Annotated in this window: 21 protein-coding genes; 17 read left to right on the top strand and 4 right to left on the bottom strand. The window is 40.6% G+C overall.

Annotation, left to right across the window (positions count from 1 at the left end; genetic code table 11):
* The first annotated feature begins 12 nt into the window (after window positions 1-12).
* From AB1I63_06930 to AB1I63_06905, 6 genes are all read left to right on the top strand, one after another.
* Window positions 13-483, top strand: coding sequence for a DUF3013 family protein (locus tag AB1I63_06930; GenBank protein MEW4354605.1), 471 nt, complete (start codon window positions 13-15; stop codon window positions 481-483).
* Between the two features lie 2 nt (window positions 484-485).
* Entirely contained in the window at window positions 486-1,394 is a 909-nt protein-coding gene (locus tag AB1I63_06925; GenBank protein MEW4354604.1) for a GIY-YIG nuclease family protein, read from the top strand.
* Between the two features lie 10 nt (window positions 1,395-1,404).
* Complete coding sequence (gene prmA, locus AB1I63_06920) at window positions 1,405-2,349, top strand: 50S ribosomal protein L11 methyltransferase (GenBank protein ID MEW4354603.1); 945 nt, start codon at window positions 1,405-1,407, stop codon at window positions 2,347-2,349.
* Window positions 2,350-3,090, top strand: a complete 741-nt coding sequence (locus AB1I63_06915) for a 16S rRNA (uracil(1498)-N(3))-methyltransferase (GenBank protein ID MEW4354602.1) — start codon at window positions 2,350-2,352, stop codon at window positions 3,088-3,090.
* 275 nt (window positions 3,091-3,365) lie between these two features.
* Window positions 3,366-5,519 (top strand): peptide cleavage/export ABC transporter ComA, encoded by a 2,154-nt coding sequence (gene comA / locus AB1I63_06910; GenBank protein ID MEW4354601.1) that lies wholly within the window; start codon window positions 3,366-3,368, stop codon window positions 5,517-5,519.
* 12 nt (window positions 5,520-5,531) lie between these two features.
* On the top strand, window positions 5,532-6,887 hold the full coding sequence (locus tag AB1I63_06905) for a bacteriocin secretion accessory protein (GenBank protein MEW4354600.1): 1,356 nt from the start codon (window positions 5,532-5,534) through the stop codon (window positions 6,885-6,887).
* A 168-nt stretch (window positions 6,888-7,055) separates the two neighbouring features.
* Here AB1I63_06905 and AB1I63_06900 read toward each other — a convergent pair whose 3' ends face one another.
* Window positions 7,056-9,446 carry a bifunctional 2',3'-cyclic-nucleotide 2'-phosphodiesterase/3'-nucleotidase gene (locus AB1I63_06900; GenBank protein MEW4354599.1) on the bottom strand — a complete coding sequence of 797 codons (2,391 nt, stop codon included), beginning with the start codon at window positions 9,444-9,446 and terminating at the stop codon, window positions 7,056-7,058.
* Between the two features lie 202 nt (window positions 9,447-9,648).
* Between AB1I63_06900 and AB1I63_06895 the strand changes: the two genes are divergently transcribed.
* From AB1I63_06895 to AB1I63_06850, 10 genes are all read left to right on the top strand, one after another.
* Entirely contained in the window at window positions 9,649-10,014 is a 366-nt protein-coding gene (locus tag AB1I63_06895; GenBank protein MEW4354598.1) for a DUF1033 family protein, read from the top strand.
* 64 nt (window positions 10,015-10,078) lie between these two features.
* Complete coding sequence (gene comGA, locus AB1I63_06890; protein ID MEW4354597.1) at window positions 10,079-11,020, top strand: competence type IV pilus ATPase ComGA; 942 nt, start codon at window positions 10,079-10,081, stop codon at window positions 11,018-11,020.
* Window positions 10,941-11,984, top strand: a complete 1,044-nt coding sequence (gene comGB / locus AB1I63_06885; GenBank protein MEW4354596.1) for a competence type IV pilus assembly protein ComGB — start codon at window positions 10,941-10,943, stop codon at window positions 11,982-11,984. The genes comGA and comGB overlap by 80 nt, the downstream gene beginning before the upstream one ends.
* An 11-nt stretch (window positions 11,985-11,995) precedes the next feature.
* Complete coding sequence (comGC, locus tag AB1I63_06880; protein MEW4354595.1) at window positions 11,996-12,316, top strand: competence type IV pilus major pilin ComGC; 321 nt, start codon at window positions 11,996-11,998, stop codon at window positions 12,314-12,316.
* Window positions 12,317-12,326: 10 nt separating this feature from the next.
* On the top strand, window positions 12,327-12,704 hold the full coding sequence (comGD, locus tag AB1I63_06875) for a competence type IV pilus minor pilin ComGD (protein MEW4354594.1): 378 nt from the start codon (window positions 12,327-12,329) through the stop codon (window positions 12,702-12,704).
* Window positions 12,676-12,966, top strand: a complete 291-nt coding sequence (gene comGE / locus AB1I63_06870) for a competence type IV pilus minor pilin ComGE (GenBank protein ID MEW4354593.1) — start codon at window positions 12,676-12,678, stop codon at window positions 12,964-12,966. Before comGD ends, comGE begins: the two co-directional genes overlap by 29 nt.
* Window positions 12,953-13,390: a competence type IV pilus minor pilin ComGF gene (gene comGF / locus AB1I63_06865; GenBank protein MEW4354592.1), complete on the top strand. Its 438-nt coding sequence runs from the start codon at window positions 12,953-12,955 to the stop codon at window positions 13,388-13,390. The genes comGE and comGF overlap by 14 nt, the downstream gene beginning before the upstream one ends.
* On the top strand, window positions 13,371-13,814 hold the full coding sequence (gene comGG, locus AB1I63_06860) for a competence type IV pilus minor pilin ComGG (GenBank protein MEW4354591.1): 444 nt from the start codon (window positions 13,371-13,373) through the stop codon (window positions 13,812-13,814). Before comGF ends, comGG begins: the two co-directional genes overlap by 20 nt.
* A gap of 43 nt (window positions 13,815-13,857) precedes the next feature.
* On the top strand, window positions 13,858-14,805 hold the full coding sequence (locus tag AB1I63_06855) for a class I SAM-dependent methyltransferase (GenBank protein MEW4354590.1): 948 nt from the start codon (window positions 13,858-13,860) through the stop codon (window positions 14,803-14,805).
* 58 nt (window positions 14,806-14,863) lie between these two features.
* Window positions 14,864-16,054 (top strand): acetate kinase, encoded by a 1,191-nt coding sequence (locus AB1I63_06850; protein ID MEW4354589.1) that lies wholly within the window; start codon window positions 14,864-14,866, stop codon window positions 16,052-16,054.
* A 45-nt stretch (window positions 16,055-16,099) separates the two neighbouring features.
* Here the strand turns inward: AB1I63_06850 and AB1I63_06845 are convergent, their stop codons facing one another.
* The 3 genes from AB1I63_06845 to rnhC all read right to left on the bottom strand — a co-directional run bounded on the left by AB1I63_06845 (window position 16,100) and on the right by rnhC (window position 20,251).
* Window positions 16,100-18,490, bottom strand: coding sequence for an ATP-dependent RecD-like DNA helicase (locus AB1I63_06845; GenBank protein ID MEW4354588.1), 2,391 nt, complete (start codon window positions 18,488-18,490; stop codon window positions 16,100-16,102).
* A 243-nt stretch (window positions 18,491-18,733) separates the two neighbouring features.
* On the bottom strand, window positions 18,734-19,357 hold the full coding sequence (lepB, locus tag AB1I63_06840) for a signal peptidase I (GenBank protein MEW4354587.1): 624 nt from the start codon (window positions 19,355-19,357) through the stop codon (window positions 18,734-18,736).
* Window positions 19,358-19,360: 3 nt separating this feature from the next.
* The gene (rnhC, locus tag AB1I63_06835) at window positions 19,361-20,251 is read right to left on the bottom strand and encodes a ribonuclease HIII (protein MEW4354586.1); all 891 of its coding nucleotides are present in this window, start codon (window positions 20,249-20,251) and stop codon (window positions 19,361-19,363) included.
* Between the two features lie 189 nt (window positions 20,252-20,440).
* On the opposite strand from rnhC, the gene AB1I63_06830 reads away from it, so the two are divergent.
* Window positions 20,441-22,582: an AAA family ATPase gene (locus tag AB1I63_06830; GenBank protein ID MEW4354585.1), complete on the top strand. Its 2,142-nt coding sequence runs from the start codon at window positions 20,441-20,443 to the stop codon at window positions 22,580-22,582.
* Window positions 22,583-22,590: the final 8 nt, after the last annotated feature.

Genomic DNA, 22,590 nt, shown 5'->3' with positions numbered 1-22,590 from the left:
AAGTGAGGCAAGATGAGCAAGTACGGATTTTTAGATATTTTGGATCAAACTATGGAAAAGGAATTTCCCTATGATTTTGAAATCAACTGGGACAAGAAAAATCATGCGGTAGAGGTCGCTTTTTTACTGGAAGTGGAAAATAAGGCGGGCGTTGAAACCGTAGACGATGAGGGAAATGTGACAACAGAAGATATTTTCTTTGAAGAAGCAGTCTTGTTTTACAATCCCTTGAAGTCAACGGTCAAGGAAGAGGACTATTTGGTGACGATTCCTTATGAGCAGAAAAAAGGCTTGTCCAGTGAATTTATCGCCTATTTTGTTGCCTTTCTAGCAGAAACAGCGGAAAAAGGGCTAGATGATCTCATGGACTTTTTAGCAGATGATGAGGCAGAAGAATTTGCTATTAACTGGGACAAAGAGGCTTTTGAAAATGGCAGAGCAAGCTTGCAGGAAAAGGATTTTCACCCTTATCCGAGGTATTAGGGATGGCAAATCGGAGCAAAAATATCAATATTTTCCTCATGGACGGAGATGTGACAGGGCGTATGAAGTGCACGCTTTCTAACTGGACAGGAGTGCTGTATAAAATTCCTCGGATTCAGTTGACGACTCTCAAGGAGCGAGACGAGCTTAAACAGAGTGGAATTTATTTCCTTTTTGGGAAAGATGATGAGACGCAAAAAGATATTACCTACATCGGTCAAGCAACCATGCGAAAAAATGGAGAAGGTGTTCTTTTGCGTGTACAGGAGCACACTAGAGATTCGCATGCGGATTATTTTAATGATGTGATTATTTTGACAACGCAGAACAACTCATTTGGTCCGACTGAGATTAGCTATTTGGAAAATTCATTTACCAATCTTGCTAAGGAAGCAGGGCGTTTTGTAGTCAAAAATGGTAATGAACCTAATGCTGGACATGTAACTGAGGAAAAGCAGGCTGAACTAGATGAAATCATTGAATATACGACGATGATTATCGGAACGCTCGGCTATAAGCTATTTGTGCCCATTATTCAGCAAGAAGCAGTTTCCTATGAAAAAGAGAGCAAAGATGAACAACTGCTTTATTTAAAGAGAAAGACCAAAAAATCTAAGCGAGAAATCAAAGCAAGTTGTAGACGGACTGCAGAAGGTTTCGTAGTCCTAAAAGGTAGCATGATGGATGTGATCAACGCTCCTCATCTTTCTCAGTCTGTGCAAGAATTGAGAGAAGAGCTGTCAAACAAAGGATTGATTCAAGACGGTATTTTGCAGCAAAATCAGCTGTTTAATAGCGCTTCGACAGCTGCTATGTTTGTCCTTGGAATGAGTGCTAATGGGCGGACAGAGTGGAAAAATCAGATTGGTCTGAGTTTAAAAGAGATAGAAGAACAAGAAATGAATGGTTAAAGGAGACACTATGTGGCAGGAATTACGGGTGGAGCTTTCGCGCCAAGGTGAGGAGATTGTATCCAATCTCTTGATTGAGCTGGGTGCGCAGGGCGTTGCGATTGAAGATACAGCAGATTATCTGGATAAGGAGGACTTGTTTGGGGAAATTGTGCCTGACAAAGAGCAATCCGATGTGATTACGATTGTGGCTTACTATCCAGAAAATCTAGCGATTGAAGATGTCAAGGTGAGACTGCTTGAGCGCTTGAAAGAAGTCAGCGACTTTTTAGACCCAAGTACGGTTCGCTTGGAAGATCAAGCCTTGGAAGAGGAAGACTGGGCGGACAACTGGAAGAAATACTATGAGCCAGCGCGGATTACCCACGATTTGACCATTGTGCCGTCTTGGACGGATTATGAGGCGACGGCAGGTGAGAAGGTGATTCGCCTCGACCCTGGTATGGCCTTTGGGACGGGGACACATCCGACGACTAAGATGAGCTTGTTTGCCCTCGAGCAAGTCTTGCGGGGTGGGGAGCGCGTGCTGGATGTAGGAACTGGAAGCGGTGTGCTTTCGATTGCGAGTTCCCTTCTAGGTGCGGGGCAAATTCACGCCTATGACCTTGATGAAGTTGCGGTGCGGGTAGCTCAGGAAAATATTGATCTCAATGCCCATACGGACAATATCACGGTGCAAACCGGTGATTTGCTTCGTGGTGTAGAGCTAGAGGCTGATGTCATCGTGGCCAATATCTTGGCAGATATCCTGGTGCATCTGACAGATGATGCTTACCGCCTGCTCAAGGACGAAGGCTATCTGATCATGAGTGGGATTATCGCTGATAAGTTGGATATGGTCTTGGAAGCAGCTTATAGCGCAGGCTTCTTCCTTGAAACCCAGATGATTCAAGGGGAATGGAATGCCCTTGTGTTGAAAAAAACGCATGATATTTCAGGTGTCATAGGAGGCTAGATGCAGCAGTATTTTGTAAAGGGTCAGGCAAGTTCAAGCATTACCATAGAGGATAAGGATACTGTCAAGCACATGTTTCAGGTTATGCGCTTGGCAAAAGATGACCAAGTAGTCCTCGTCTTTGATGATGGGATTAAGCGCTTGGCGCGCGTGGTTGATGAAGTAGAACATCGTTTTGAAGTGATTGAAGAATTGCCAGACCAGGTTGAATTACCAGTAGAGGTCACCATTGCCTGTGGCTTTCCTAAGGGGGATAAATTAGAATTTCTTGCCCAGAAGACAACAGAGCTAGGTGCGAGTCAGCTTTGGGCCTTCCCAGCAGACTGGTCAGTGGTCAAATGGGATAGCAAGAAGTTGGCTAAAAAGGTTGAAAAACTGCAAAAAATCGCTCTTGGAGCAGCAGAGCAGAGTAAGCGCAATCGGGTGCCTGAGGTTAACTTATTTGCGAATAAATCAGATTTTCTTGCTGCACTTGATCAGTTTGATAGTATTCTCATCGCTTATGAAGAATCAGCTAAGGCAGGTGAGCTGGCTGCCTTGGTAGAAGCCTTATCAAGCCTTAGAGGCGGTGAAAAGATTCTTTTTATCTTTGGTCCAGAGGGGGGATTGTCGCCTGATGAGGTCGCGCAATTTGAGGAAAAAGGTGGTCGCAAGGTTGGTCTTGGAGCACGGATTATGCGAGCAGAGACCGCTCCGCTCTATGCTCTGACTAGCGTCAGCGTCTTAAAAGAATTGATGTAGAGCATGTTTGGAAAATACTGATGGGAGTTGGCTTCAATCGTGATTTCGAAGAAATCGAATTTCCTCGCGCAAAGGTTAACGAGGTTTGTAGAATACGAATTTACCAATATTTTACAAGCTTGATAAGATTGTGTTAAACTGTTAAATCTCTAAAATGTAATGAGGTTGGAACAAAAGTTCCAACCTCATTTTTTGAGAGTAAAAATTCACGTGCTCTTGTCAAACCAACAAATTTTCGGTAACATATATCTATTACTTTTTAAAAGGAGCACAGTATGAAGTTTGAGAAACGGCATTATCGTCCTCAAGTTGATAGCAGGGATTGCGGGGTAGCTTCACTTGCCATGGTCTTTGGTTTTTATGGTTCGTACCATTCTCTTGCTAGTCTTCGTGAAATGGCAAAGACTACTATGGAAGGCACGACTGCCTTTGGCTTGGTGAAGGTCGCCCAAGAACTTGGCTTTGAAACACGTGCTATTAAGGCAGATATGACCCTCTTTGATATGGAGGATTTGACTTATCCCTTTATCGCTCATGTGCTCAAAGAAGGTAAGCTTCTTCATTATTATGTCGTAATTGGTCAAGACAAGAAATCCATTCATATCGCTGATCCAGACCCTGCCGTTAAAATCACCAAGCTCCCTCGCAAACGTTTTGAGGAAGAGTGGACAGGGGTCACCATCTTTCTAGCTCCAACTCCTGAGTACAAGCCTCATAAAGAAAAGAAAAATGGACTTCTTTCTTTTTTGCCTATTCTGACCAAGCAAAGAGGGCTGATTACCAACATTATTCTTGCGACCTTTCTCGTGACTCTAATCAATATCATGGGTTCTTACTACCTTCAGTCCATCATTGACACTTATGTGCCGGATCAGATGAAAAATAAACTGGGAATGATTTCGCTAGGACTTGTCATCGTCTATGTCCTACAACAGGTGCTCGCTTATGCACAGGATTATCTGCTTTTGATTTTAGGACAGCGCTTGTCGATTGATGTGATTTTGTCCTATATCAAGCACGTCTTTCATCTACCTATGTCTTTTTTTACGACTCGTAGGACAGGAGAGATTGTTTCACGTTTTACCGATGCCAATAGTATCATTGACGCTCTAGCTTCTACCATCTTGTCCATCTTTCTGGACGTTTCAACGGTGCTCATCATCTCAGTCGTTCTGTTCTCTCAAAACATCAACCTATTCTTTATTAGTCTTTTAGCTTTGCCTATTTATTCTGTAATCATCTTTGCTTTTATGAAACCTTTTGAAAAGATGAATCGAGATACTATGGAATCAAACGCCGTGCTCTCTTCTTCGATCATTGAGGACATTAACGGGATTGAAACCATTAAATCATTGACTAGCGAAAGTTTTCGCTACCAAAAGATTGATAAGGAATTTGTAGATTATCTCAAAAAATCTTTTGCTTATAGCCGAGCGGAGAGCCAGCAAAAGGCTCTGAAAAAAGTGGCTCAGCTTCTCTTAAATGTCGCTATTCTTTGGATGGGAGCGATTCTAGTCATGGACAATCAAATGACCTTGGGGCAGCTGATTACCTACAATACCTTGCTCGTGTATTTCACCAATCCCTTGGAAAATATTATCAACTTACAAACGAAACTCCAAACTGCTCAAGTGGCCAATAACCGCTTGAATGAGGTCTATTTGGTCGAGTCCGAATTTGCCGAGCAAAAGACAGTGCAAGACCTGAGAATGGTAGTTGGAGATATTGACTTTAAAGATGTCAGCTACAAATACGGCTATGGGAAAGATGTCTTGTCTAATATAAATTTGTCTATCAAACATGGCAGCAAGGTTGCATTTGTCGGCATTTCTGGCTCTGGTAAGACAACCTTGGCCAAGATGATGGTTAATTTCTACGATCCTTCAAAGGGCGAAATTACACTGAACCATATCAATCTCAATCAGATTGATAAACATGCACTACGGCAGCATATCAATTACCTCCCTCAACAACCCTATGTCTTTAATGGAACGATTTTAGACAATCTGCTCTTAGGTGCCAAAGAAGGAACAACGCAAGAAGATATTTTACGAGCAGTTGAGCTAGCTGAGATTCGAGCAGACATCGAGCGCATGCCTCTCAATTACCAGACAGAATTGACCTCAGATGGGGCAGGGATTTCTGGTGGTCAACGCCAGCGGATTGCCTTGGCACGTGCCCTCTTAACCGATGCTCCTGTGTTAATCCTTGATGAAGCGACCAGTAGCCTTGACATTCTAACTGAAAAACGAATTGTCGATAATCTCATGGCTCTGGATAAGACGCTTATCTTTATCGCCCACCGTTTAACTATTGCCGAGCGGACAGAGCACGTGGTGGTGCTCCATCAAGGGCAAATCATCGAACAAGGCACTCACCAGGAACTCTTAACAAAAAATGGTTTTTATGCCAACTTGGTCAATAGCTAGAAAGGAGAATGCATGAACGAACAATTTTTAGAAAGTGCTGAATTTTACCATCGTCGCTACCATAACTTTTCAAGTCGTGTAATTCTGCAAACCTTTGTACTCCTACTCTTTCTCCTAGCCTTTGCCCTCTTTGCCAAGAAAGAGATAACCCTCTCTGCAGGCGCTAGTATTGAACCAAAAAGTATTTTGGCCAATATCCAATCAACCAGCAATAACGCGATTATTGAGAATCATTTAGAGGAAAATAAGGCTGTTAAAAAAGGGGAAGTACTGGTCAAATATAAACGAGAGGGAGAAGAGGCCCAACAAGCCACTCTTTCTTCCCAATTAGAAACCCTAAAAGAACAAAAAGGTCAGTTAGAACTCCTCAAAGCCAGTCTTGAATCTGGTTCTAGCCAATTTCCTGCAGCGGATAAATTTGGCTATGAACAAGCCTTTCAAGACTATCTCAATCAAGCGGCTAGCCTCAGCGCCAATGCGGAGCAGCAAAATGCGACCATTGCTTCGCAAAATGCCGTTGCAAGCAATTCTCAGGCAGAACTAGGCAATATCATCAATGAGACCAATGCCAAGATTGCCGATTACCAAGCCGTCAAATCAGCTATCCAAACAGGAGCTAGCCTGGACCCCGCAACAAGTGGCTATGACATTTATCAAGCCTACAGCACCCAAGCAACCGACGGTACCCAAGAACAGTTCAAAAGCCAATACCTGGCACAAGTCGATAGCCAAATCAGCCAACTAGAATCTGCTTTATCAGGCTACCGTCTACAATACGCAGGATCAGGAGCTCAACAAGCTTATTCTGCTAGCCTTACAAGCCAATTAGAATCTCTTAAATCACAAAATCTAGCTAAAGTGGGGCAAGAAATGACAGCACTAGATCAAAAGATTCTGGAAGTTGAAGGCAATAATAAGATTCAAGCTGGATTGACAGAAAAAGGAGAAATCCTAGCTCAGGAAGACGGTATTCTTCATCTCAATCCAGAGACCAAAAGTTCTAGCTTGGTGCCTGAAGGGACAAGACTAGCTCAGCTCTACCCAACTCTAGCAGAAAACAGTAAGGTGAAAATCACCAGCTATATCTCCTCTAAGGACATTTCTAGTATCAAAGAAGGGGATAAAGTTCGCTTTACGACTGTTGACGACGCCAATAAGCAAATGACCTTAACATCTACCATTTCTAGCATTGATACCAATGCGACAAAGACAGAAAAAGGAAATTTCTTCAAAATTGAAGCAGAAACTACCCTCACGAAAAAAGAGGCTTCTATTCTTCGTTATGGTTTAGAAGGACGTTTGGTAATGATTACGGGACAAAAGACCTATTTTAATTACTATAAAGACAAGTTTTTGAATCAAGAGTAGACGGAGTGAGTCAGATATTGTGGTATAGCCATTTAGCTTTCATTTATGATGTCGTTAACTTCAGTCTGCGACTCGTTGCCTTATACTAAGTCAGAACGAAACAACTATAAGCTGCTTAAAAGAGGACATGTAAAAAGGTTGAACATATATGCTCAACCTTTTTATCTTTTATTGTTCAGAATGTTTTCCTTTTTTTAATCCAAGACCTGCTAGTGCTAGTGTTGCAAAGCCTAGGAATCCTAGAGAAGAAGTTGTCTGACCTGTTTTTGGTAGACTGCTTTTCTCTGCAGATTGCTTGCTTGGAGCAGCCAGTTTAGAGGCCTTGTTTTGTTTTGCTCCTAATATTTGCACTTGAGTTTCTTTTTGGATTGGCAAGGTCACTTTTTGACCGCCTGGAAGAGTCAGTTCTTCTTGAATGTCTTTTTCAACTGGCGTTGATGGTGCAGTTGGTGGAACCTCTGTGTCATCTACTTGCACAGTTGGTTCTACATAGGTGAAGCGGTATACTCCAAAACCTTCGATGCTTGCCGGTTCGATGTAGTTGACATCGGCTAAGTCTTTGATCAAATCCTTGGCTGATTCTGCCGTCATAAAGCGTAAGTCTAAGCCTTTGATGGTATCGGCAAAGTACCAGTTTTGGTCAGCACTAGGATTGATTTCCTTTTGAGCCAAGATATAATTGATGATCGCTTGGCGGTTTTCCAAGTTCAACAAGCGTTTGACACTAGCGTCTTTCACTCCTGGGAAAGTTCCGTTCGAACGATAGTTGTTGGTAACAACGATAAATTCCTGATTTGGGTCAATCGCTTTTCCTTGATATTCAAGATTGACAATTCGGTTAGCTGTTTCATTGACAACTTTTCCATTTCGGTCATATTTATTTGGTTGTGTAACATCAATACGGTAGGTCACGCCATCAATCACATCGAAGTTATAGGTCCGATAGTCTGTATTGACGAGATTTTGTGGTTGTGTAGAATTTGGATCAATCGTGTTAAACTGCCCAGCAGACATTTCCAACCATTCTTTCAACTGAGCGCCTGTCACCTTGACGATAGCTGTTACATTATCATAGAGATAGAGGTCGGCTACGTTTTTGATAGCAATTGGTCCAGCTGGAATGTTGGTGTAGGCAGTTGGGTCATTTCGTGTACCTGCCTTAAATGGAGCTGCCGCTGAAAGAATTGGGAGATTGGCTTCTGGTGTACCTGCTAGTTCTTGCTGTGCATACCAGCGTTGGGCATTATTGACGATTTGGACAGATGGATCGTCTTTCACCAAGGCAAAGAAGCTGGTGATTGGGGCTGTCGTTGTACCGACTTGTTGACGGACATAGTTAACAGTGCCTTCATGCGCTTCTTTGGCAAGATTAACAATGGTTTCATCTGCTGCTTTTGACTTGGTATCAATCTTGCGGATTTGTCCCTTGCTTGTGTTCACACTCCACTTGCCATCAGTGTAGGTTAGATTGAGGTCAATGATTCCAAGATGGTCTCCGTATTTACCTGCCATGGTGACAGGTGTGCCATTGATTTTTCCTTTGATGCCGTCAACGCCCTTGTACTTCTCATAAAAGCCTGTACCGTTTCCACTTGGGAATTCCGCATGTGAATGCCCTGTCACTACTGCATCAACACCTGCTAAGCTAGCAATTTGGTAGCCGACATTTTCTTCCCCATGCTCATAAACATCATCTCCAATGCCTGAATGAGATAGGACAAGAACGATATCTGCTCCAGCCTTACGAAGAGTAGGAATCATGTCCTTCACCGCATCCACAGAGTCACGCACGATGACCTTGCCTTCTAAGTTTGCCTTATCCCAAAGCATGATTTGTGGAGGAACAATTCCTGTCACCCCGATTTTAAGAAGGGTCTTGCGTCCTTCGGTATCTACAAAGGTTTTTTCCAAGATCTTGTAAGGCTCATAGACAAAATCGCCTGTTTTAGCATCTAAAACATTAGCATTGACAATTGGCATCTTGGCAGTTTCAATGACTTTATTTAGATAGTCCAAACCATAATTAAATTCGTGATTACCAAGGGTTCCAATATCGTATCCTAGAGCATTAAGGGCGACATACATAGGATGTTCTTCCCCTTTTTCGATAGGTTTGACAATTGATTTATAGGTTCCAAGCGGTGTTCCTTGGATGGTGTCGCCATTATCAACCAAGACTGTATTTGGATTTTCTTTTTTAGCTTCTTCGATTAAGAGTGCTGTTTTAGCCAGTCCCAATGTTTCCACAGGTTTATCTTGGTAGTAGTCATAGTTGACGAGATTGGTGTGCAGGTCTGTGGTTGCAAGGATACGGACATCCACGTTTTGTCCCTCAATTGGCTTAATATCGCTAGTCTCTGTGCTTGTAGATGAAAGAGTAGCTACATTCACAGCAGGAGTCTCTGTATTTGTTACATCAAGAGAAGGGGACGTAGTTTGCTCTGTGTTGATAGGTTCAACTTGCTCTTTCTCATTAGCAAGGACTAATTGCGGGTGAGCAGCAAGGGCAGTAAAGGTTGCAAGAGCAACTGTACTTTTGAACATGAATGATTTTTTCATCATAATCTCCTTTTAGAATCAGATAATAACATTATACAAAATGAAAACGGATTTATCAATATTTTCTGAAAAATAAACGAAAAATATAAGTTGATTAAGGATAAAACGTTCGAAAAAATAAAAATCACCTAGCTTTTCAAGCAAAATAGTTTGAATTTTAAATGAATTTCAGTATAATAAACGACAGGGAAGTGAAAGTAGTATGTATTGTGTAGTAGAGATGTATGGAGATTATGAACCCTGGTGGTTTTTAGAAGGTTGGGAAGATGACATCGTCAAAACATGGACATTTGACGATTATTATACTGCGCTGAAACATTACAAACATCATTGGGTCGATTTGGCTGAGGGGTCTCCATTTTATAGAAGTCGTAGTGATTTAATGACGATTTTTTGGGATCCAGGCGATGAGCGTTGGTGTGAGGAGTGTGGAGAGTATATCCAGCAGTATCATTCGCTCATGCTCTTAGAAGATGACCATGTGATTCCACAAAGTAAGTTCCGCCCAGGCTATAATAAACAAAATGCGTCTGAAAAGCACCGCGTATGTCAAAATAGAAATAATTAGCAAAAATGTCAACTTGTGTTGGCATTTTTTTGATTTCTTTCGAATAGTTAGGTAAGGAGGGCATATGGTTCAAGAAATTGCACAAGAGATTATCAAGCAAGCAAGAGACAAAAAGGCGCAGGATATTTATTTTATTCCAAAAGAAGATTGCTATGAGCTGCATATGAGGATTGGAGATGAAAGGCAGCTGATTGGTCAGTATGATTTTGAAAAATTTGCTGCAGTCATTAGTCATTTTAAATTCACAGCTGGGATGAATGTTGGGGAAAAACGCCGCAGTCAGTTGGGCTCCTGTGATTATCTTTGTGGACAAGAGGAGGTTTCTCTACGCTTATCCACAGTTGGAGATTACAGAGGTCTTGAAAGTCTTGTTATTCGCTTGCTTCATGATAAGGCAGATGAGTTGCATTTTTGGTTTGCGGATGTGGAAACATTAAGCAAAAATATTTGCCAGCGTGGGCTTTACCTTTTTTCAGGCCCTGTCGGCAGTGGAAAAACGACCCTTATGCATTATCTGTCTCAAAAGCGATTTAAAGGACAGCAGATTATGTCCATCGAAGATCCTGTGGAAATCAAGCAGGATGATATGCTCCAGTTACAGTTAAATGAAGCGATTGGCTTGACCTATGAAAATCTAATCAAGCTATCTTTGCGTCATCGACCGGATTTATTGATTATAGGGGAAATCAGGGATAGTGAGACAGCGCGTGCCGTGGTCAGGGCAAGCCTAACAGGGGCTACGGTATTTTCTACTATCCACGCTAAAAGTATCCGTGGTGTGTATGAACGTTTATTAGAATTAGGGGTCAGCGAGGATGAATTGCGGATTGTCTTACAGGGCGTATGTTATCAACGGTTAATCAAGGGAGGAGGACTTGTCGATTTTGCCAGCCAAAACTATCAAGAGCACCAGCCAGATGTCTGGAATGCAGAAATTGATCAGCTTTTTGCAGCAGGACATATCAGTCTTGAACAGGCGGAAAGCGAAAAAATTATCCACAAGTAAACAGAAAAAAGTCATCGAACTCTTTAATAACCTCTTCTCTAGTGGCTTTCATCTAGCAGAAACAGTGGATTTCTTGGGGAGAAGTGCGCTATTAGAGACAGCTTATGTGGAGAAGATGCGAAAAGGTTTATCCACAGGTCAACCCTTTTCAAGAATTATGGGAAGTCTTGGTTTTTCAGATGCCATTGTCACCCAGCTGTCCTTGGCAGAATTTCATGGAAATCTAGCCCTCAGTATGGTCAAGATCGAGGAGTATCTAGATAATCTCGCTAAGGTGAAAAAGAAATTGATTGAGGTGGCGACTTATCCTCTTCTTCTATTAGGATTTTTGGTCTTGATTATGCTGGGGTTGCGCAACTATCTCTTGCCTCAAATGGATAGTAGCAATCTAGCAACTCAAGTGATTAGCCATTTGCCTCAGATTTTTCTGGGAATTATCCTAGTTTTATCTCTTGTTATCTTTGCTTTTTTGCTCTATGTTCGAAAAACAGCCAAACTCAAAGTCTTTTCTCATCTGTCAAAAATTCCCTTTTTTGGACAGTATATTAAGATTTATCTCACCGCCTATTATGCGAGAGAGTGGGGCAATATGATTGGACAAGGCTTAGAACTCAGCCAGATTTTTCAGATGATGCAAGAACAAGCATCCCAGCTCTTTCAAGAAATCGGACGAGATCTGGAGTTGGCTCTGCAAAATGGACAGGAATTTTCTCAAAAAGTCCAAGACTATCCCTTTTTCAAGAAAGAATTGGGCTTGATTATTGAATATGGCGAAGTCAAATCGCGCTTGGGAAGTGAGCTAGAAGTCTATGCGGAAAAGACATGGGAGGAGTTTTTCACGCGTGTCAATAGAGCCATGAACTTAGTCCAGCCCCTTGTATTTGTCTTTGTCGCCCTTATGATTGTGATGCTCTATGCAGCGATGTTATTACCCATTTATGAAAATATGGAGGTTCAAATTTAATGAAAATGATGATGAAAAAATTGAAACAAGCACAGGTCAAAGCGTTTACCTTGGTAGAAATGTTAGTGGTACTTCTTATCATCAGTGTCCTCATGCTCTTGTTTGTACCAAACTTAACCAAGCAAAAAGATGCGGTGGCAGAAAAAGGAAATGCAGCGGTGGTTAAGGTGGTGGAAAGCCAAGCGGAGCTATATGAGTTAAATCACGTTGGTGAAACTGCAACTCTTGGGAAATTAGAAAAAGAAGGACAGATTACGGACAAGCAGGTAGAAGCTTACCATAAAGCCCTTGCCTCTGGAAAAGTCGAAAAAGGGCGTGAGATTAGTGATTAAAGGATTTACCATGTTAGAAAGTTTGATAACCCTCTTTATTACCAGTTTTTTACTCTTGATTTTGTCAAATTCCATGCATGCTTCTTTTGAAAAGGTGCAAAATCAGATTTTCTTTTTAGAATTTGAGCAATTCTACCGTGAAAGCCAGCAGTTAAGTGCAACTTCTCAGGAAAAGCTGGATTTGACCATTGCCCAAGGCCGGATTTCAAATGATTATCGCCAGCTAGCTATCCCAAGCTCTGTGCAGGCACCAGATTATCAAGTCTTGCATTTTGATCGAGCAGGTGGGAATTCTTCGCTGAGCAAGATTGTCTTTCAGACCAAGGATGAAACGATTAGTTATCAATTATATATCGGAAATGGAAAAATTAAGAAAACAAGCAGTTAGGGGGAGCATTCTACTAGAGGCTCTCCTTGCCTTTAGTGTCTTTGCTTTTATCGCCACTTTTTTACTGGCTCATATTCATGAGTCAAGAAAAGAGCAAGCTCAGCAATTGGCACAAGAAGAAGTCTTTCGCACGGCGAAAATGGCCTTGCAGACAGAGCAGAGTGATGTGGCTGTAAATGGTGTAGCGATTCATGTGGAAAAATCCGCTCAAGCACTCACTGTTTATCATGGAAAGGAGGAAATCATACGTGTGGAAAAATAGCAAAGTAGCTGCTTTTACGCTCCTAGAAGCCTTGGTTTCGCTGCTTGTTATCAGTGGCAGTATCCTCCTATTTCAGTCCATGACGCAGCTTCTTGCGTCTGAAATTCAGGCGCAACAAAATAACGAGGTCAAGGAATGGTTGCTTTTTGCAGATCAATTAGACGCTGAGTTGAGCCGAAGTCAGTTTGACAAGGTTGAAAATGGGAAACTTTACGTCCTTCAAGATGGTAAAGCCATTGCCTTTGGAAAGTCCAATAAAGATGATTTTCGAAAGACAGACAGCAATGGTCGTGGCTATCAGCCTATGGTGTATGGGGTGACAGAGGCTCAGATTTCAAAAGATGGCTCGATTGTTCATATTGATCTTCGTTTTGAAAAAGGTTTAGAAAGGAAGTATATTTATCGTGTGGAAGAAAAAGGTTAAGGCAGGTGTCCTTCTGTATGCCCTTTTTATGGCAGCTGTGTTCAGCCTAGTTTTGCAATTTTATCTCAATCGTGAGGTGGCAAGCAGTCACAATTTTCTCTTGAGTCAAGAGCGAGCTAAAGCCTATGCTATGGCAAGGTTTGCTAGAGATGAGATCAAAGAAAATTCAGGAGAGATTGCCTTTAAACAGGGAACAGCGCATTATCAAAAAGAGAAAATGAGTCTTTCTATCACAAGCCATCTAGCATCTAGGCGCAGGTATCAGTTTTTATTCCCGCATGCTCAAAAAGAAGAGAAAAAGACAGAAGAAAAGGTGCAAAAGAGTATCAGCAAAACGGACTCAAAGACCAAACTTCAGGAAGAAAAAGAGGAGCTTGTTTCAGAAAATCGTGAAACTCCTTCTCACAACTCTACATTAGAATAGCCAAAAAAGTTGATTTTTGGTATGATAGGGAGCGGAGGATACTATGAATTTTGAAACGATTGAGCAGGCGTATCACCTGCTACTAGAAAATGTCCAAACCTTGCAAAATGCCCTATCAACCAGTTTTTATGACGCCTTAGTAGAGCAAAATGGGATTTATGTGGATGGAGAGACAGAGTTAGAAGTCGTCAAAAAAAATAACCAGACCTTAAAAGAACTACATTTGACAAAAGAGGAGTGGCGACGATCTTTTCAGTTTCTATTGATGAAGGCAGCTCAAACCGAGCCATTACAAGCTAATCACCAGTTTACGCCTGATGCGATTGGTCTGCTCTTGACCTTTTTAGTGGATAGCCTTGTCAGTCGTGAGAAGATTGATGTTCTTGAAATGGGAAGTGGACTTGGCAATCTAGCGGAGACCTTGTTAAACCATAGCCAGAAAGACTTAAATTATCTAGGTATGGAAGTCGATGATTTACTGATTGATTTATCGGCTAGTATGGCAGAAGTCATGGGAGCAGATGTGAGTTTTGCACAGGGAGATGCGGTTCGTCCACAGGTTTTAAAAGACAGTGATGTGATTATTAGTGATCTGCCTGTGGGGTATTATCCAGATGATCGTATCGCTAAGCGCTATCAGGTGGCAGCTGAGGGTGAGCACACCTACGCCCATCATCTCTTGATGGAGCAATCGCTCAAATATCTAAAAACAGGCGGCTATGCTTTCTTTTTAGCACCTAATGATTTGCTGACAAGCCCTCAGAGTCCATTGCTCAAAGCATGGCTGAAAGACCATGCCCAAGTTCTAGCCATGATTAGCCTGCCAGAGACTCTATTTGGTCATAGCCAGTATGCAAAAAGTATTTTTATTTTACAAAAACAGGACGAAGAGGTAGAAAATCCTTTTGTCTATCCATTGACAAATATTCAAAATCCAGAAGAAATGATGCAATTTAGAGAAAATTTTCAAAAATGGGTTCAAAGAAAGTGAAATTTAAACAAATTTTTGATATACTATATGAAAACGCTTAATACCAAAGGGGAACATTATGTCAAAAACAATTGCAATCAATGCTGGAAGTTCAAGTTTGAAATGGCAACTGTATGCCATGCCAGAAGAAACAGTCCTTGCCAAAGGATTGATTGAGCGTATTGGCTTGCCAGATTCGATTTCAACCGTAAAATTTGATGGACGTGCTGAACAGCAAGTCCTAGATATTGAAAATCACACACAAGCAGTGAAAATCTTGTTAGATGATTTGATTCGTTTTGAGATTATCAAAGCTTATGATGAAATCACAGGTGTTGGACACCGTGTGGTGGCTGGTGGCGAATTCTTCAAAGAATCAACACTTGTTGATGATGAAGTGTTGCAAAAAATCGAAGAGTTGACTCTTCTTGCACCGCTTCACAATGGAGCTAATGCAGATGGGATTCGTGCCTTCAAGGAATTGCTACCAGATATTACAAGTGTAGCCGTATTTGATACATCATTCCATACGACAATGCCAGAGAAGGCTTATCGCTATCCATTGCCAACTAAGTATTATACAGAAAATCAAGTTCGTAAATATGGAGCTCATGGAACGAGCCATCAGTATGTTGCACAAGAAGCTGCTAAACATCTTGGTCGTCCAGTGGAAGAGTTGAAAATCATCACAGCACATATCGGAAATGGTGGTTCTATCACAGCTGTTAACGGTGGAAAATCTGTGGATACCTCTATGGGATTCACTCCACTTGCAGGGCTTATGATGGGAACGCGTACGGGAGATATCGATGCGGCAATTATTCCTTACTTGATGGAGCATACAGATGATTTGAAAACACCAGCTGATATCAGTCGTGTCTTGAACCGCGAATCAGGTCTATTAGGTGTATCTGGTCAATCAAGTGATATGCGCGATATTGAAAGTGCCATGGAGGCTGGTGATAAAGATGCCACTCTTGCCTTTGATATGTTTGTGGATCGTATTCAAAAATACATCGGTCAATACTTTGCCGTGTTAAATGGAGCAGATGCAATTGTCTTTACAGCAGGAATTGGGGAAAACTCTGACCTTGTTCGTGCAGCTGTAATCGATGGCTTGTCTTGGTTTGGTTGTGATATCTTGCCAGAAAAGAATGTCCGTGGGGCAGACGGTATCATTTCAAGTGAAGACGCTAAAGTGAAAGTCCTTGTAATCCCAACAGACGAAGAATTGGTCATTGCACGCGACGTAGAACGTTTGAAAAAATAAACTAGAAAATAAAGAGTGAGGAATTGCAGGTTCCTCACTCTTTTGTTAATTTTTTTGATAAAATGTGAAAAAGGTTTGAATATCTTCTTCTGTTATTCCAATCATAGGGTCAATGGAAAGCAGGTTATCCTCGGTTAAGAAACAGTTTTCCACGGGAATATCGGACTTTTCAACAGGTTTATCCACATTATCCACAAAGTTTTTCACACCTTCTGTGGATAAATTGGAAGAAACATCCGCAAATCGTTCGATGAGGTAGGTATTTCGAGCAATGCCTGTGTTTTTTGTGGCATAATCAAAGGCAGCGTACTCACCAAGGAGGATGAGTTTGCTTTTTGAGCGCGTGATGGCGGTGTAGATGAGGTTTCGTTGAAGCATCCGCTTGCTGCTTGAGGTGATCGGAAGAATCACCACTGGAAATTCACTTCCTTGGGATTTATGGATACTCATGGCATAGGCCAAGCGAATCTTATACCATTCGCTACGTTGATAGGTAATCTCATTGCCATCAAAATTCATGGTGATTTCATCTTGCTTGGAATCGCTGTATTTGGCAGGTAGAAGATCGGTGATATAGCCCAAATCGCCATTAAAGACATTGCTTTCAGCGTTGTTGACGAGGTGAATGACGCGATCTCCCATGCGATAGCTTTGATCGAGATTATCAAAAGTAAGTGCGTCATTTTCCACAGGATTGAGAAGATTTTGCATAAGCTGATTGATATGGTCAATCCCTGCTTTTCCACGATACATGGGAGCCAGCACTTGGACATCAGAAGAGTCAATCCCACTTCTGATAGCTGCTGCCGCGATTTTTTCAATCATGGCAGGAATGTGCTCTGCCCTTACTTCAAAATAGGAGCGATCGGCTTTTTTCTCTTGAAAATCAGAAGGAAGATGCCCCTCGCGAATCTGACTGGCTAAGGTAACAATGGTCGAATCTTCACTTTGTCGATAGATTTTTTGCAAACGTGTCTGAGGAATAGCTGTGACTTGCAATAAATCAGCTAACACTTGCCCTGGGCTGACCGAAGGGAGCTGGTCACTGTCTCCGACAATCAAAATCTTGCTGTCAGTTGCAATGTTGCTAAAGAGCTGATTGGCAAGCCAAGTATCCACCATGGAAAATTCATCCACGATGATAAAGTCAGCATCCAGATAGTCCTCTAAGTGGCTAGTGTCGTCATCCCCTGTCATGCCTAAATGCCGATGAATCGTAGCGCTCGCAAGTCCTGTCAACTCATTCATCCGTCTGGCAGCGCGTCCAGTCGGCGCAGCAAGGAGAATGGGTTGCTCTTCTTTAGTGAGATTTAGCTTGTGGAGCTGGGCATAGACGGCGATGATTCCGTTGATGACTGTTGTTTTCCCTGTTCCGGGTCCGCCAGTTAGGATAAAGACCTTGTTTTCAATAGCAGCACAAATGGCTTGCTTTTGAATGGCATCATAGGTGATATGGGTGTCTTCTTCGACTTGCTGAATAGCTTTCTCAATCTCTTCTTGTTGAAAGGTGTCCTTTTTTCCTCTTTCTAAGATCCGCATGATGTGGGTGCGAATGCCTTCCTCAGCAAAATATAGGCTGTTGTCAAAGATTTTGGTACCAACGTTTTGGACCTTATCTTCCTCGATGAGACTCGCTAGCTGATCAGCGACCTTACTAGGATCTAGCTCAATCTGGCGAGCACTCTCTAGCAGAGTAATCGTTGCCTCTAGCAAATCCCTTGCTTCAATATAGGTATCCCCCGTCTCCATAGACAGATTAAGAAGAGTGTGAATCAGACCTGCACGAAAGCGCTCAGGAGCATCACTTTCAATCCCGATTTGCTCAGCTAGTTGGTCGGCAATCTTAAAGCCGATCCCTTGGATATCCTCGACAAGCTGATAAGGAGAGTGTTCCACGATCTCCATGGTTTCTTCCTTGTAGAAATCTTGGATTTGAAAAGCTAGCTTGTTGGGAATGCCGTAGCTGGCAAGTTTTGAGAGGATTAGCTCAGTCCCATAATTTTGGCGAAGCTTGCTGACAAAGGCTTCACGGTTAGTAACAGACAAGCCATTGATACTGGTTAGTTTTTCAGGTTCAGCTAAGATTTTATCAATCGTATTGTCCCCATATAAATCCACGATTTTTTGAGCGGTCTTGAGTCCAATTCCCTTGAAATGATCACTCGAAAAATACTTGACTAAGCCTTGCTGAGTTGGCTTGGCACGCTCGTAGCGACTCATTTTTAACTGTTGACCGTATTTGGGGTGCTGTACCAATTCTCCCCAAAAAATGTAGTCTTCTCCCTCCATGATATCTGCCATAGTGCCTGTCACGATAATTTCAGGCTCGTCAAACTCACTATTGGTTTCTTCTATTTCAAGGAGGAGAATACGAAAAAAATTGCTCGGATTTTCAAAAATAATTCGCTCAATCGTTCCTGAGATATAAAGGTCCATCTTGCTCTCTTTCTAGTAAAAAAGAAGGAATGAGACAGGAGTCCCAAGGGCTTCTGTCCCACCCCTTTCTTGGTGTGGTTGCTTAGAATCTATATTCACAGCTCAGCGACTCTATTCAGGGCTTATTTTCCGCTACTCAGCCTTGTTTTTCTAGAAATATAGTCAAGTATTCCTTCAAAAAAACGACTTGATTATCATAAAATAAGTTCCCCACTAGAAGACTTCGTTTATAAATACAGATTCTTAAAATGTGCCGATTTTGGTGAACGGCCAGAAACGGAATTTGACCTCACCTTGGATTTGCTCTGCCTTGAAAGTTCCGACTTGACGGCTATCTTTTGAAACGATGCGGTCATCACCGAGTAGGAGATACTCGCCTTGTGGGACTTCAATAGTGAAGCTTGGATTCCCGTCTTTATCGACTGTAAAGGCTTGGGCGTTTTGTGCTAAACGCTGGAAGAAACTGTTGTAAGAGTAGGTAGTTTGCAAGCGGTCTTCCTTGAATTTTGCCATGTAGTCAGCCAAATAAGGCTCCTCTACCTTCTGGTCGTTGACATAGAGTTGGTCATTTTCGTATCGGATGGTGTCGCCCGGCATGCCGATAACACGTTTGACAATTTGTTTCTCCTTGCCATCTTCATCGGTTTCCTTGGCAACGACAATATCAAAGCGGTCAATTGGCGTCACTTTGACGACGACCAAACGTTCTTCGTCAGCTAGAGTCGGATCCATCGAGTGTCCATCTACACGAACGGCATTCCATACAAAGAGATAGGAAAGGAAAATCAATCCCATCATGAGGGTAAAGACACCCCATTCGGCTAAAAAGTGAGCAAATGCACTTTGTTTCTTATTTCGTCTACTCATAAATTACCTTTCTAGCAATTTTTTTGCTTTTTCTGTATTTTTAAAATGAAGTTTGGCGGATTGTGCTAAACCAGCCATTCCATAGGCAGCGAGGATTTGCTTGGCAACTTGATCACTTTTACTTCCTGCTCCACTTGGTAATGTATAGCCGAGTTCTTGACTGAGTTGCTCTAGATTCTCTAAAAATAAATCTCGTGCTAAAATCGAGCTAACAGCAACGGCAAGATATTTTCCTTCGGCTTTTTCTTCTAAGCTGATCGGATTTTTAAAGTGATTTCGTTCGTTTTTCAGATACTTTTCATAGTTTTTCTGACTGGTAAAAGCATCGATGACAATCTTTTGAGGACTCACTCCTTGATTGAGTAATAGATAGATGGCTTGGTTGTGAAGCGCCACCTTGACAGAGACAGCATTGTAACCTGACTCAATCACCTCATTGTACTTTTTAGGATGAAGGAGAAGGGCTTGGTGCTGAATCTCCTTTTTCAAAAGTGGTGCTAGCTGTCTGATTTTTATATCTGTCAGAGTTTTCGAATCTCCTACCCCTAATTTTCTCAAAAAAGGGTGTTGCTCAGGTGTGACAAAGGAAGCCACGACAGCTAAGCCACCAAAGTAAGAACCGTTTCCAACTTCATCTGTTCCTATTAATGGAAGATTTTGATGGTAGATCACTTCTTTTGTTTCAGGAGCCTGATAGCCAAAGTCTTGGGCAATAGCTTTAGCCCCTGCTCCTTGGATTAGAACTTTACCAGAAGTATAGATGGAGACGGTTGCTTGATTCAGTCTAAAAAAATAGCGAATATATTGATTGTTACTATTTGCAAGATTAGCTTGGTGTTTACTCACAAATTGCTTAATAGTTTCTTCACTCGGTGTAAGGCTGATACTATTCATGCCCTCTATTATATCATATCTTGCCCAGCAGTCCAAGTATACGAGATAATATAAACCATCTATATCTCGGCTAAAAGCATTATCCAAAGGTACTTTTAACCTTTTTATTTGTTAAATTACTATGCAACTCTACAGGAAGAATAATATGATATAATATACTCATTAAAAGAGAGAAAAGAAGGACTATATATGATTGAACAAATTAAAAACCTTAACTTAAAATCGTTTAAAGATTACTCCACACCGCCTAATTTTTTCAAAAATAAGAACGTTATATTTGGCTATAATGGTCGAGGGAAAAGTTCTTTATCAAATGGTATTATCAATACCTATAAAGACAGCGGAGCTTCCGAAACTTCATTTCGATTCTTTAATGCTGACTATGTTTCTAATACACTTCTTCTTAATGACGATGACTCTCTAATTAAAGGGGTGAAGATTTCATTCAGTAAAAATGATGCAGATATTGCTGAAAAAATCGTAAAAATAAAATCTAAAATTATAGATGTACACATTGACGAAAAACAATGTAGCAAAAGCAGAGACCTACTCCGTGAACACATTGATAAGATTCATGATTCAAAAAAAGGAAAAGCAAATATAAAGCGAAAGCAGTCCAAATTTACTATTGAAGAAATATTACAACAATATAAAAGTGATTTAGATTCAGCTTTAAAAATAAATTCAAACCGAGAATATATTAAAAATTTTTCTGCAGATATTAAAAAACTTGAGAATGATAGAAACAAGATAATCAATGCTGAGCTTCCAAATTTAAACATTACAAAGATTCCTCAAGATGACTTAGATTTTTTAGAAAAATCCCTAAATAAGCAATATCCACTTACAGATGATATGCCAACAACCTCCGAAGTAATAAAGTGGCTTGAAAAAGGTATAGAATTACACAACAAAGCTGAATCAAAATGCAAATTCTGTCACAATACTTTGAATTTGCAAGATGTTAAAAATAGAATCAAAACATATCAACAGAACTCTAAACGGAAGGATATATCAAGACTTGAAAAAATAAAAGATACATTAAGTGACAACAAGGAGTTAGTCACTCAAGCAAAATCAAAGAAGATGACCTTAACTATCATTGAAATGGGGCAAGATGAAATTAATAGATTATTTAGTTTCAAGCAGCTTCACGACATAGACACAATTATTGAAAAAATTGATGAAAAAATTTCAAATATGAACTTATCTATCTCACTAAAAAATCACATACTAGATTTTGAGACAGAAGTCGAACAGGTTAATAGTACTATAACTAAAACTCGCAACGACAAAATAAATGAAATTAATATCACTATAAGTAATGTCGAAAAGCTTGCAAAAGGATCTATCGCTATTGCTATTGAAGACTCAGATATTCAAAAAAATTTAGAAGAAATTCAAGAGAGCGAGAAAAAAATAGAATCAACTAAGGAAAGTAATAAAAAATATAATGAAGAAATCCGAAAACTTGAAGAGAGCCAGTCCGAATATAAGGATTTCATGGAATTTTTGAATGAAATTCTAACCAGCCTCGGAATCCAGATAGAGCTTATATTAGAAAATAATAATTATTATCTAAAACATTCATTAGATAATATTAATTTATCAATTTCAAATATAAGTGAGGGTGAAAAAAATCTGTTAGCATTACTATATTTCTATTTTGAACTATATAAGGATAGTGAGCAAAAAGAATTAAAAGATGACCTTGAATTAGTAGTAATAGACGATCCTATATCTAGCTTAGATGAAACTAATAGATTTTATGTTTTGGAAATGATGAAAAAAATTCTTTCCGAGGATAATATTCAACTTTTTTTACTTACCCATTCTTGGGATGATTTTTGTCAAATAACATACGGTATTAAAGTGAATAATGATAAATATGGACTTTTTGAAGTTTTCAAAAATCCAGATAAGGATTTTCATAGTGAAATTCGAACTTGCCAACAAAATATCACCCCATACAAGAAGCTATTCTTAGAGATCTATCAATTAAAAGACAAAAAAACAAATGAGCTTGATTCTTGCGATACTTACCATGCTGCCAACAGTATGAGAAGAATTTTTGAAGAGTTTTTATATTTCAAGAAACCTGGTCTTCTACCACAACGAAATAATCAAAATGAAATTCAAGAAATATATCAAAATGCAACTGGGAAGGAAGTTGGTAATAATTTTAAACGCAGGCTAGGAGCTTTGTTGACTTTTATCAATGTCTTATCACATCGACCAATTAAATCTGAGGAAATTATCGAGAATAGTAAAACTCTAATGAGATTCATTGAAGATATTGATAAAGTTCATTTCGATGAAATGAAAAGGTAGTTTCAATA

This window comes from Streptococcus pneumoniae (assembly GCA_040719455.1).
Classification (GTDB): Bacteria; Bacillota; Bacilli; order Lactobacillales; family Streptococcaceae; genus Streptococcus; species Streptococcus pneumoniae_G.
Note: the sequence above shows the minus strand (reverse complement) of the source record. Positions and strands in the feature narration are given on the sequence as shown.

What these genes read in the sequence shown, in the direction of transcription:
- AB1I63_06930 (MEW4354605.1), top strand. Translation starts at nt 13, where the DNA reads ATGAGCAAGTACGGATTTTTAGATATTTTGGATCAAACTATGGAAAAG.
- AB1I63_06925 (MEW4354604.1), top strand. Translation starts at nt 486, where the DNA reads ATGGCAAATCGGAGCAAAAATATCAATATTTTCCTCATGGACGGAGAT.
- prmA (MEW4354603.1), top strand. Translation starts at nt 1,405, where the DNA reads ATGTGGCAGGAATTACGGGTGGAGCTTTCGCGCCAAGGTGAGGAGATT.
- AB1I63_06915 (MEW4354602.1), top strand. Translation starts at nt 2,350, where the DNA reads ATGCAGCAGTATTTTGTAAAGGGTCAGGCAAGTTCAAGCATTACCATA.
- comA (MEW4354601.1), top strand. Translation starts at nt 3,366, where the DNA reads ATGAAGTTTGAGAAACGGCATTATCGTCCTCAAGTTGATAGCAGGGAT.
- AB1I63_06905 (MEW4354600.1), top strand. Translation starts at nt 5,532, where the DNA reads ATGAACGAACAATTTTTAGAAAGTGCTGAATTTTACCATCGTCGCTAC.
- AB1I63_06900 (MEW4354599.1), bottom strand. Translation starts at nt 9,446, where the DNA reads ATGAAAAAATCATTCATGTTCAAAAGTACAGTTGCTCTTGCAACCTTT.
- AB1I63_06895 (MEW4354598.1), top strand. Translation starts at nt 9,649, where the DNA reads ATGTATTGTGTAGTAGAGATGTATGGAGATTATGAACCCTGGTGGTTT.
- comGA (MEW4354597.1), top strand. Translation starts at nt 10,079, where the DNA reads ATGGTTCAAGAAATTGCACAAGAGATTATCAAGCAAGCAAGAGACAAA.
- comGB (MEW4354596.1), top strand. Translation starts at nt 10,941, where the DNA reads ATGCAGAAATTGATCAGCTTTTTGCAGCAGGACATATCAGTCTTGAAC.
- comGC (MEW4354595.1), top strand. Translation starts at nt 11,996, where the DNA reads ATGAAAAAATTGAAACAAGCACAGGTCAAAGCGTTTACCTTGGTAGAA.
- comGD (MEW4354594.1), top strand. Translation starts at nt 12,327, where the DNA reads ATGTTAGAAAGTTTGATAACCCTCTTTATTACCAGTTTTTTACTCTTG.
- comGE (MEW4354593.1), top strand. Translation starts at nt 12,676, where the DNA reads ATGGAAAAATTAAGAAAACAAGCAGTTAGGGGGAGCATTCTACTAGAG.
- AB1I63_06855 (MEW4354590.1), top strand. Translation starts at nt 13,858, where the DNA reads ATGAATTTTGAAACGATTGAGCAGGCGTATCACCTGCTACTAGAAAAT.
- AB1I63_06850 (MEW4354589.1), top strand. Translation starts at nt 14,864, where the DNA reads ATGTCAAAAACAATTGCAATCAATGCTGGAAGTTCAAGTTTGAAATGG.
- AB1I63_06845 (MEW4354588.1), bottom strand. Translation starts at nt 18,490, where the DNA reads ATGGACCTTTATATCTCAGGAACGATTGAGCGAATTATTTTTGAAAAT.
- lepB (MEW4354587.1), bottom strand. Translation starts at nt 19,357, where the DNA reads ATGAGTAGACGAAATAAGAAACAAAGTGCATTTGCTCACTTTTTAGCC.
- rnhC (MEW4354586.1), bottom strand. Translation starts at nt 20,251, where the DNA reads ATGAATAGTATCAGCCTTACACCGAGTGAAGAAACTATTAAGCAATTT.
- AB1I63_06830 (MEW4354585.1), top strand. Translation starts at nt 20,441, where the DNA reads ATGATTGAACAAATTAAAAACCTTAACTTAAAATCGTTTAAAGATTAC.